Source organism: Bifidobacterium aesculapii, from assembly GCF_001417815.1.
GTDB classification, from domain to species: domain Bacteria; phylum Actinomycetota; class Actinomycetes; order Actinomycetales; family Bifidobacteriaceae; genus Bifidobacterium; species Bifidobacterium aesculapii.
In genome coordinates, this window is record NZ_BCFK01000023.1 from 96,966 (window position 1) to 107,719 (window position 10,754).

Genomic DNA, 10,754 nt, shown 5'->3' on the forward strand with positions numbered 1-10,754 from the left:
GCCAAGCCAAGTGGGGGAGGAAACGTCTATGTGGTGGGCGGCCGCCCGATGACAGCCGCCCACCACAGCTCACGCCGCGAAGTACTCGACGCCGGCCTCGAAGATCGGCTGGTACTTGTCGCCGGGCACGTTGGCGTACAGGCCGCTGCCGGAACGCTCCGAATGGCCCATCTTGCCGAACACGCGGCCGTCCGGGCTGGTGATGCCCTCGACGGCGAGCAGCGAGCCGTTCGGGTTCACCGCAAGGTCCATGCCGGGCACGCCCGCCTCGTCCACGTACTGCGTGGCGATCTGGCCGTTGGCCTTGAGCTGCGCCAGCACCTCGTCGGAGGCCACGAAACGGCCCTCGCCGTGGCTGATGGCCACCGTGTGCACGTCGCCGACAGAGGTCTTCGCAAGCCACGGGGACAGGTCGGAGGCCACGCGCGTGCGCACGAGACGGCTCTGGTGGCGGCCGATCGTGTTGAACGTCAGCGTCGGGCAGTCGGCGGTCATGTCCACGATGTCGCCGAACGGCACCAGACCCAGCTTGATGAGCGCCTGGAAGCCGTTGCAGATGCCGAGCATCAGGCCGTCACGGTTCTTCAGCAGGTCGCGCACCGCCTCGGTGACGGCGGGCGCGCGGAAGAACGCGGTGATGAACTTGGCGGAGCCGTCCGGCTCGTCGCCGCCTGAGAAGCCGCCCGGAATCATCACGATCTGGCTCGCCTTGATCTCCTCGACCAGCTTGGCGGTGGATTCGGCCACCGCCTCGGGCGTGAGGTTGTTGACGATCAGCGTGTGCGCCTCGGCTCCGGCCCGCTCGAACGCGGTTGCGGAATCATACTCGCAGTTGTTGCCCGGGAACACGGGGATGATGACGCGCGGCTTGGCGACGCCCGCACCCACGTACACGGTCTTCTTCACGCCGGCCGCCTCGGTATGGAAGTCGACCGTCTCGACGGTGACGCCCTCGCCCTGCGCGGCGCCGTGCGAACGGTACGGGAACACGGATTCGATGCCGCCCTCCCACGCGTTCTGCAGTGCGGCCAGATCGATGGTCTCGCCGCAGGCGCGCAACTCGTACGCTTCGGTCGTCACGCCGATCTCGCCGACCTCGACGAGGTTGGAGACGGCGGGGATCTTCTCGTTGTCCTTGAGTTCGACGATGAACGAGCCGTACGCCGGCGCGAACAGGTCGTCCGCGGCGATGCCGTCGTTCAGGGTCAGGCCGATGCCGTTGCCCACGGTCATCTTGAACAGCGATTCGGCGGTGCCGCCGTAGCCCGGCGTGGACACGGCCAGCGCGGTGCCGGCATCGGTGAGCTCCTCGACCAGCGCGAACGCGTCGAGCAGCGCGTCCTTGTCCGGCGTGAGGCCGTCGGCCAGGTAGCGCGGCGCGATGCGCACGACACGGTGGCCTGCGCCCTTGAACTCGGGGGAGGTGGCGCGCTTCATGTCGCCCACGGCCACGGCGAAGGAGATCAGCGTCGGCGGCACGTCGAGATCCTCGAACGAGCCGGACATGGAGTCCTTGCCGCCGATCGCGCCGGTGCCGAGGTCGATCTGCGCCATCAGCGCGCCGAGCACGGCTGCCATCGGCTTGCCCCAGCGTTCCGGCTCGTCGCGCAGCTTCTCGAAGTACTCCTGGAAGCTCAGGTACGCCTTCTCATGCTCGAAGCCTGCGGCCACGAGCTTGGCGAGCGATTCGACGACGGACAGGTACGCGCCGGTGAACTGGTTCGCGCTCATGATGTACGGGTTGAAGCCCCATGCCATCGCGGAGGCGGTGGTGGTCTCGCCGAACACCGGGAACTTCGCGACCATCGCCTCGTTCGGGGTGAGCTGCTTCACGCCGCCGAAGGGCATGAGCACGGTGCCCGCGCCGATCGTGGAGTCGAAGCGCTCGGACAGGCCCTTGTTGGAGGCCACGTTGAGGTCGGTGACCAGTGCGTCGAGACGCTCGGACAGGGAACCGGAACGCCACGCGGCCGGCACTTCGTACGCCTGCTGCGCCTCGACGTGCACCGCCTGATGCTTCGGCGCGCCGTTGGAGGCGAGGAATTCGCGCGAGAGGTTCACGATCTCGTCGCCGTTCCAGGTCATCACCATGCGCGGGTCTTCGGTCACGGTGGCGATCACCGTGGCTTCGAGGTTCTCTTCGCGCGCGTAGCCGAGGAACTCGTCCACGTCCTCGGCGGCAACGTCGACGGCCATGCGCTCCTGCGACTCGGAGATCGCCAGCTCGGTGCCGTCGAGGCCCTCGTACTTCTTCGGCACGGTGTCGAGATTCACGTACAGGCCGTCGGCGATCTCGCCGACCGCCACGGACACGCCGCCGGCGCCGAAGTCGTTGCAGCGCTTGATGAGACGGCACGCGTCGCCGCGGCGGAACAGGCGCTGCAGCTTGCGCTCGACCGGCGCGTTGCCCTTCTGCACCTCGGCGCCGTCGAGCTCCAGCGATTCCACGTTGTGCGCCTTCGAGGAGCCCGTCGCGCCGCCGATGCCGTCACGGCCGGTGCGGCCGCCCAGCAGGATGATCTTGTCGCCGGGGGCGGGGGTCTCGCGGCGCACATGGTCGGCCGGGGTGGCGGCCACGACCGCGCCCACCTCCATGCGCTTGGCCACATAGCCGGGGTGGTAGATCTCGTCGACCTGGCCGGTGGCCAGACCGATCTGGTTGCCGTAGGAGGAGTAGCCGGCGGCGGCGGTGGTCACGAGCTTGCGCTGGGGAAGCTTGCCTTCCAGCGTCTCGGAGACCGGCACGGTCGGGTCGGCGGCGCCGGTCACGCGCATCGCCTGGTACACGTAGGAACGGCCCGACAGGGGGTCGCGGATGCAGCCGCCGATGCAGGTGGCGGCGCCGCCGAACGGCTCGATTTCGGTCGGGTGGTTGTGGGTCTCGTTCTTGAACAGGAACAGCCAGTCCTGCATCTCGCCGTCGACGTCCACCTTCACCTTGACGGTGCAGGCGTTGATCTCCTCGGACTCGTCGAGACCGGTGAGGATGCCGTTCTTCTTGAGCCACTTCGCGCCGATCGTGCCCATGTCCATCAGGCACAGCGGCTTTTCGTCGCGGCCGAGCTCGTGGCGCAGTTCGAGGTAGCGCTCGAACGCGGCCCTGACGACCTCGTCGTCGATCGCGACGTCGGTGAGGATCGTGCCGAACGTGGTGTGGCGGCAGTGGTCGGACCAGTAGGTGTCGATCACCTTGATCTCGGTGATCGTCGGTTCGCGTCCCGCCTCGGTGAAGTACTGCTGGCAGAATTCGAGGTCGGCGAGGTCCATCGCGAGCCCGCGCTCGTCGATGAAGCGGTACCCCGCCTCGGCGTCCATCTCGTTGAATCCGGCGATGACCTCGACCTTGCCGGGCGTCGGCACGGCGGTCTTCAGGGTCTCCTTGGTCTCGAGGGACGCCTCGCGCGCCTCGACCGGGTTGATGACGTACTTCTTGATGGCCGCGACGTCCGCGTCCGTCAGGTCGCCTTCGAGGGCGTACAGCTTGGCGGAGCGCACGGTGGGGCGCTCGCCCTGCGAGATCAGCTGGATGCACTCGGCGGCGGAGTCGGCGCGCTGGTCGAACTGGCCGGGCAGGAATTCGGTGGCGAACACCTTCGCCTCGCCGAAGTCGGGCAGGTCGTTGGAGACGGCGTCGACCTGGGGCTCGCTGAACACGGTGGGCGTGGCCTTGGCGAACAGCTCGGCGCTGATGCCCTCCACGTCGTAACGGTTCACGATGCGCACGGACTTGAGGCCGGAGACGCCGAGGATGGTGCGCAGCTCGCCGGCGAGCTGCTGCGCCTCGACGTCGAAGCCGGGTCGCTTCTCCACGTACACGCGGAAAACCATGGGATTCCTTTCCTCTGGAAGATGTTTGGGAGACTGTTCTGCGAAAAGAGATGGACGGTTTCGTGTAAAACCAGAACTGGCTCCCGTCTTACGGACCGTGCTCCTGCGGGGAGGCGACGGTTCCGTAGGCGGAAGCCAGATCATCGCGTCATTCGGCGACTTCGATGCCTTCGGACTCGGCCAGCTTGGCGAGGCGTTCCTCGATCTCCTCGTAGGCGGGGATGATCGAGCCCAGTCCGCGGCGGAAGAGGTCCTTGTCGAGGTGCTCGACCTTGCCGGAATGGTCACGCTGGTCCCACAGGCGGCAGGAGTCCGGCGTGATCTCGTCGGCCAGCAGCAGCGTGCCGTCCGAGGCGCGCCCCATCTCGATCTTGAAGTCGACCAGTTTGACGTCGATCTTCGCGAAGATCTCGATGAGCGCCTCGTTGATGCGACGCGCGAGCGGGGCGATTTCTGCGAGATCCCGCCGCGTGCACACGCCGAGGGCGACGAGATCGTCGTCGTTGACGAACGGATCGTGCAGATCATCGTTCTTCAGGAAGTATTCGAGCACCGGCTCCTTGAGGGGCAGGCCTTCCTCGACGCCCAGACGCGAGCAGAAGTGGCCGGCGGCCACGTTGCGCAGCACGATCTCCAGCGGGAACATGTTCACCTTGCGCACCAGCTGGCCGGTGGCGTTCACGCGCTTGATGAGGTGGCTGTCGATGCCGCGCTTCTTGAGCAGGTCGAAGATGATGGTGGTGATGAGGTTGTTCAGACGGCCCTTGCCGGTGAAGTCCTCCTTCTTCTCACCGTCACCGGCGGTGGCGGTGTTCTTGTACTCGACCCAAAGGACCTCGGGGTCGTCGGTTGCGTACAGCTGCTTGGCCTTGCCCTCGTAGAGCTTTTCCAGCTTCTCCATTACTCGCCTTTCAGGAGTGGGATTTCTGGGTGAACTAACGGTAAAAGGGTACCAATCGCCGGCTACATGCGACACCCGGCCGGATGGCGCATGCAGCCGGCCGGGTCCGTTTCCGGCGACGCGGTCAGCGCACGTCGATGGTCAGCGCGTCGGCGACGTGTGCGGCCTTGGCGCGCGCGTCGGCCTCGCTGCCGCCGACGGCCAGCGCCACGGCCATGCGGCGGTGGCCATGCACCTCGGGCTTCGCGAAGATGCGCAGGTCGGTGCCGGGCTCCGCCAACGCGCCGGCCAGACCGGAGAACCCGGCCTCGCCGTCGCCTCCGACGACGATCGCATGGCTCGCCGCCACCTGGCCGTCGCCGAGCGTCGTCGCCACATGACCCTCGGTGACCGGAATCCCGAGGATCGCGCGCGCGTGCAACGCGAACTCGCTCAGCCGCTGCGAGATCATCGTCACCATGCCCGTGTCGTGCGGGCGCGGCGACACCTCGTTGAACAGCACACGCCCGTCCGTGAGCACGAACAGCTCCACGCCGAACACGCCCCAGCCGGTCTCGCCCGCGGCCTGCGCCTTCGCGACCAGACCTCCGACCGCCGCGCGCGCGATGCGTCCCGCCTCGGCGAGCACCGCCTCCGAGGAGGCCGCCGGCTGCCACGATTCGCGATAATCCCCGGACTCCTGACGCTGCCCGATCGGCGCGCACGTCACGATGCCCGCGGACGACGAGACCGTCAATACGGTCAGCTCGTAGTCGAGCGGCGCCAAGGCCTCGACGATCACACGCGACACGTCGCCCTCGCCGGCCGCGCGGCGACCCTCCTGCGCCTCCGTCCATGCGGCGTCGATCGCCTCGTCCGAACGCACCACCGACTGGCCGTGACCGGACGAGCTCATCACCGGCTTGACCACGCACGGGTAGCCCACCTCGCCGGCCCCCGCGCGCAGCTCCTCCAACGAGCCCGCGAACCGGTACGGGGTGGTCGGCAACCCCAGATCCTCATGCGCCAGCACGCGCAGACGCTCACGGTCCATGCAGATCGCCGCGATCTCGGCGCTCGGCACCACCTGCGCGCCGCGCGCCGCCGCATCCGCCAGTTCGGACGTGGCGATCGCCTCCACCTCCGGCACGATGATGTCCGGACGGACCTCATCGAACAAGGCGCGCAGCTGGGCGGCGTCGGCCATGTCGAGCACGCGCGACTCGTGCGCCACCTGTTGGGCGGGCGCGCCCGCATACGAGTCCGCCGCGCACACCCACGCGCCGAGCCGCATGAGTTCGATCGTCACCTCCTTGCCGAGTTCGCCGGCGCCGAGGAACAGCACGCGAGTCGCACGGGCGCCCAGCGGCGTGCCGAGCACGCGGCCGGACGGCGCATGGCCTGTGGGGGAGGGGGTGGAGAGGGAATCGACGGGAAGGTTCACGCTATCGGTCATGGGCACATTCTCGCATCGCCACCAGATGAGACGCCGCAAGGCGCGCCGCGGATCGATAACGGCCCATAAGCATCGTGTATAGACACGCCGTGGACCGTGCGACATACGCCACGTATGGTGGGTCTCACCGATCGATGGTGAAACACGATCGGGCCAACGTCTCCCGTACGAGCCACACGTGCGGGAGGAGATGAGGGGAAACAGGGGGTCGCAGATGGGGAACGGGAGTCCGTCGTCCGCTCAGGAGCCGGTCGCGGGACTGATTTCGCGCAGAACGGCGGAGCTCCCGCCCAATCCGTTCGCCCAGGCCGACGCGCGCACCGCCGCCGCGATTCGCGCCGGGCATGACATCATCGACCTGTCCAAAGGCAATCCGGACGGCGCGCCGCCCGCGTTCATGCAGGACGCGCTCGCCCACGCCGCGCACGATTCGTCGAATTTCCGCTACCCGCCGTTCGCCGGCATCCCCGCCTATCTTGACGCGATCGGCGGATGGTACGCGAACGCCCACGGCGTCACACTCGACCCGTCACGGAGGATTCTCGCCGTCGCCGGCGCGTCCGTCGGCATCTCCACGGTGATCGAGGCGCTCATCGACGAAGGCGACACCGTCGTGGCCGTCGACCCGTACTACCCGCAGTACGAGGGATCCACGGCCGTGGCGAAGGGGCGGTTTGAGACGATACCCGCCGACCCCGCGCACGGCTACCTGCCCGACCTCGATGCCGTGGACCCCGCCCTGTGGGATCGTGCGAAACTCCTCATCCTCAACTATCCGAACAATCCGACCGGCGCGGTCGCCACGGCCGCGTTCTACGAGCGGGCCGTCGCGCTCGCCCGCAAGCACCGGTTCGCGATCATGAACGACTTCGCCTACGCCGGCATCGAATTCGCAGGCAGTCCGAGCCCCAGCATCCTCGAGGCTCCGGGCGCCCTCGACGTGGCTGTGGAACTCGGATCCCTGTCGAAGATGTTCATGGTGGCCGGTTGGCGCGGCGGGTGGATCGCCGGCAACGAGACCATCGTCGACGCCGCCAAGGCCGTGCACAACCAGACCACCGTGCTCGCGCCCAGCATCGTCCAGCAGGCCGGCGCCGTCGCGCTGGGCGGCGACCTGCGTTCCGTCGCCGAGCTCGCCGCCGCCTACGGGCATCGCGCGAAGGTGCTCGCCGGAGGATTGCGCGAGGCGGGATTCGCCGTCGCGCCGCCGCAGGGCGGGCTGTTCCTGTGGGCGCATGTGCCGCAGGGGCGTGGCACTTCCGACGAGTTCACCGCGTGGCTCATCGAGCATGCGGGCGTGGCGGTCATGCCGGGCTCGTGCTTCGGCCCGGCCTCGGACGGTTTCGTGCGCTTCAGCCTGCTCAGGCCCGAATCCGATCTCTACGAGGCGGTATCGCGCATCGCACGCGCGGTTTCCAGACACTGACGGCCGCATCGTCTGGATTCGCGGCGATTCGGCGGACGTACACTGAAGCAATGCGCGAACAGGAAGTTGAAGAAGACCGCATCGTCTCCGGCCGTGACGCCCGAACAGTCAAGTCCGGAGACGACGCGGGCGTCACGGAGGAGGGCATCGACCGCCCGCTGACCATCGCCCTCGTGGTCGACACGATCGGCAACCAGGGCAACGGCACCTCGAACTCGGCGCTGCAATGGGCGGCGGAGCTGAGACGGCAGGGGCATCATGTGCGGCTGGTGGGCATCGGCGCCCCCGAATATCCGGCGCGCGTGAACCATGTTCCGCTGGTCTCCTGGGTGGCCGCCAAACAGCAGATGCAGTTCGCCGAACCGAGCGACACGCTGTTCCGCACCGCGTTCCGCGGCGTCGACGTCGTCCACATCTACATGCCGTTCAAGTTCGGGCGCCGCGCCGCGAAAATCGCCCGTCAGATGGGCATTCCGGTGACCGCCGGATTCCACCTGCAGCCGGAGAACGTGCTGTATTCCGCCGGTCCGCTGCGCTACATCCCCGGCATGGAGCGGTTCCTGTACTGGCTGTTCCGCCAGTGGCTGTACAAGCGCGTCGACCATATACACACGCCGACCGAGATGACCGCGAGCCTGCTTCGCGAGCACGGCTACAAGGGCGTGATGCATGTAATCTCCAACGGCTACGCGCCGCGGTTCACCGCGCGCGCCCCTCTCGCCCCGGATGCCGCGGCGCATGTGCCGTTCCGTGTGATCGCCTCCGGGCGTCTCGCGCATGAGAAGGACCAGATCACGCTCATCAAGGCGATTTCGATGAGCCGGCATGCCAGCGACATCCAGCTGGTGATCGCCGGCACCGGGCCGTTGCGCCGCTACCTGACGTTCCGTGCGAACCGTCGTCTCAAGCGCAAGGCGGACATCGGCTTCCACCGCAACGCGGACATGCCCGCGCTGCTGCGCTCGTGCGACCTGTTCGTGCACTGTTCGATCGCGGACATCGAATCGGTGAGCGTCATCGAGGCGATGGCGTGCGGCCTCGTGCCGGTCATCGCCGCGTCGGAACTGTCCGCGGCGAGCCAGTTCGCGCTGCTCGACGAATCGCTGTTCCCGGTGCGCGACGCGACGATGCTCGCGCGCCGCATCGACTGGTGGATCGATCATCCAGACGAACTCGCGCGTTGGGGCGCGACGTATGCGCGCCACACGCGCGAGCACTATTCGGTGGAGGCGTCCGTGCACCGGTTCGTCGACATGGAACGTGAGGCGATGGCGCAGGGAGCGCGTTGACGCGACGGTTCCGCGCTCGCCGCGCGGAACCGCGCCAACGCACGCTCCCGGACTCGTCCGCGACCGTTACAGCAACGCGATGAGCGCGTCGGTCTGTGCGTCGGTGGTGGACCAGCTCGTGCAGATGCGCATCACCGTATGCGTCTCGTCCGCCTTCTCCATGAACCCGAGACGCACGTCGCGTTCGAGTCGGGCGATGGTCGGATGGTCGAGCGTGACGAAGATCTGGTTCGTGGGCGCCTCGAACGTGAGCGTGTAGCCTTTGGCGACGAGCGCCTCGCGGATGCGGTCCGCCTGCGCGTTCGCGTTGCGCGCGATGCGCAGATAGAGACCGTCGGTGAACAGCGCGTCGAACTGCGCTCCGAGCACGAAGCCTTTGGCGAGCAGGGCGCCGTGCTGTTTGATCTGCGTGAGGAAGTGCCTCGGCGTGCGCGAGTATTCGCCGTGGTTCGTGAAGACGACCGCCTCGCCGAACAGCGCGCCGACCTTGGTGCCTCCGATGTAGAAGACGTCGGCGATGCGCGCCACGTCCGGCAGCGTCAGGTCGCAGCCGGTGGCGGTCAGCCCGTAGCCGAGGCGCGCGCCGTCCACGAACAGCGGCATGCCGTAGCGGTGTGCGGTTTCGGCGAGTGCCTCCAGCTCCGATGCGGAGTAGATGGTGCCGTATTCGGTCGACATGGAGACGTAGACGGCACCGGGGTAGACCATGTGCTCGTGGTTGCCGTCCGCGTAGAAGGTGTCGCAGAACGCGGCGAGTTCCGCGGCGTCCATTTTCCCGTCGTGGTGGGGGAGGGTGAGCACCTTGTGGCCGGAATACTCGATGGCGCCGGCCTCGTGCACGTTGGGGTGGCCGGAGTCGACCGTGACGACGCCCGCGTACGGCGGGGTGATCGCGTCGATGACGACCTGGTTGGTCTGCGTGCCGCCGACGAGGAACCGCACGTCGGCGTCGGGGGCGTCGCAGGCTTCGCGGATGCGGTTCGCGGCCGAGGCGCACAGGGCGTCCGAACCGTAGCCGGGGTAGAGGGTCTCGTTGGCGCGCGCGATGGCGTCGAGCACCGCCGGATGCGCTGCGCGGGAATAGTCGTTTTCGAAGGAAAGCATGATGACGAGTCTACGCCCGGCGGGGCGTCCGGGCTGTAAGACGTCTAGGTCGTAAAAGAAGACGACTCCCGGAACCGAAGGGAAAAGTTCCGGGAGTCGTCTGTATTTGGGGAAGGAGGTGATGGTACGTTGCCTTTGCCGCGCCGCCCTGCGCGGTCTCCTTGCAATGATGATCCACATGATGTCTGCTCACACAACCAGTACTTCGATCGTCTGTGCACATGATGCGCGGCCCGGCGCATGCGCCGTACAGCCTTGCCGCGATCCGGTGAATTCACCACTGTTCGCTGTTCGGTTATCAGTTCGAAGGTGTTGCGCCTGCGGCCTTACGGCTTTCTGCGCTTCGTTGCGACCTGCCGGATTCCCGGCCGATCTTGAACTCCGGCCTTCGTCTGCAAGTGTACCAAAAAACGAACATGGGTGGTATCTCGACACGCTGAAAATCCAATCGGCAGTAGTGATTGTGGCGTAGTTCAAAGTGAACATAACCGAACAATGTGACCGTTCCCATGTGCGGATGCGAGCGGAACGGGATGGCGCGACACGCCGATGTTGGACAACGGGCGAAAGTCATGTAATGTATCCACCTGTTGTCACTGACCGGCGCAAGCGGGTCAAGACCACATGGTGGCTATAGCTCAGTTGGTAGAGCATCTGATTGTGGTTCAGAAGGTCGCGTGTTCAAGCCACGTTAGCCACCCCACCAAGACCCCGAGGAATCCTCGGGGTCTTTTCGTTTTCCGTACGGCACGTCCCTCTCCGCGCGATTCT

Annotated in this window: 6 protein-coding genes and 1 tRNA gene; 3 read left to right on the forward strand and 4 right to left on the reverse strand. The window is 67.0% G+C overall.

The features are described 5' to 3' along the window. Positions 1–69: 69 nt before the first annotated feature. The 3 genes from BFAL_RS03195 to purT form a co-directional block, all read right to left on the reverse strand. Positions 70–3,828, reverse strand: a complete 3,759-nt coding sequence (locus tag BFAL_RS03195; protein WP_055426979.1) for a phosphoribosylformylglycinamidine synthase — start codon at positions 3,826–3,828, stop codon at positions 70–72. A gap of 148 nt (positions 3,829–3,976) precedes the next feature. Continuing rightward, positions 3,977–4,729 carry a phosphoribosylaminoimidazolesuccinocarboxamide synthase gene (gene purC / locus BFAL_RS03200; RefSeq protein WP_055426980.1) on the reverse strand — a complete coding sequence of 251 codons (753 nt, stop codon included), beginning with the start codon at positions 4,727–4,729 and terminating at the stop codon, positions 3,977–3,979. A 124-nt stretch (positions 4,730–4,853) separates the two neighbouring features. Continuing rightward, positions 4,854–6,164 carry a formate-dependent phosphoribosylglycinamide formyltransferase gene (gene purT / locus BFAL_RS03205; RefSeq protein ID WP_082440322.1) on the reverse strand — a complete coding sequence of 437 codons (1,311 nt, stop codon included), beginning with the start codon at positions 6,162–6,164 and terminating at the stop codon, positions 4,854–4,856. 214 nt (positions 6,165–6,378) lie between these two features. Here purT and BFAL_RS03210 point away from each other — a divergent pair, with 214 nt between their 5' ends. Both BFAL_RS03210 and BFAL_RS03215 read left to right on the forward strand, forming a co-directional pair. After that, a complete protein-coding gene (locus tag BFAL_RS03210) occupies positions 6,379–7,590 on the forward strand; it encodes a pyridoxal phosphate-dependent aminotransferase (RefSeq protein WP_055426981.1) in 1,212 nt (403 codons plus the stop codon). 50 nt (positions 7,591–7,640) lie between these two features. Further along, positions 7,641–8,879 carry a glycosyltransferase gene (locus BFAL_RS03215; RefSeq protein WP_082440323.1) on the forward strand — a complete coding sequence of 413 codons (1,239 nt, stop codon included), beginning with the start codon at positions 7,641–7,643 and terminating at the stop codon, positions 8,877–8,879. A gap of 66 nt (positions 8,880–8,945) precedes the next feature. Here BFAL_RS03215 and BFAL_RS03220 read toward each other — a convergent pair whose 3' ends face one another. Further along, positions 8,946–9,983, reverse strand: coding sequence for a threonine aldolase family protein (locus BFAL_RS03220; protein ID WP_055426982.1), 1,038 nt, complete (start codon positions 9,981–9,983; stop codon positions 8,946–8,948). 627 nt (positions 9,984–10,610) lie between these two features. On the opposite strand from BFAL_RS03220, the gene BFAL_RS03225 reads away from it, so the two are divergent. Beyond that, positions 10,611–10,686 (forward strand) — tRNA-His (locus BFAL_RS03225). Positions 10,687–10,754: the final 68 nt, after the last annotated feature.

Coding starts and splice junctions, on each gene's coding strand:
- BFAL_RS03220 (WP_055426982.1), bottom strand. CDS start 9,983: ATGCTTTCCTTCGAAAACGACTATTCCCGCGCAGCGCATCCGGCGGTG.
- purC (WP_055426980.1), bottom strand. CDS start 4,729: ATGGAGAAGCTGGAAAAGCTCTACGAGGGCAAGGCCAAGCAGCTGTAC.
- BFAL_RS03215 (WP_082440323.1), top strand. CDS start 7,641: ATGCGCGAACAGGAAGTTGAAGAAGACCGCATCGTCTCCGGCCGTGAC.
- purT (WP_082440322.1), bottom strand. CDS start 6,164: ATGACCGATAGCGTGAACCTTCCCGTCGATTCCCTCTCCACCCCCTCC.
- BFAL_RS03210 (WP_055426981.1), top strand. CDS start 6,379: ATGGGGAACGGGAGTCCGTCGTCCGCTCAGGAGCCGGTCGCGGGACTG.
- BFAL_RS03195 (WP_055426979.1), bottom strand. CDS start 3,828: ATGGTTTTCCGCGTGTACGTGGAGAAGCGACCCGGCTTCGACGTCGAG.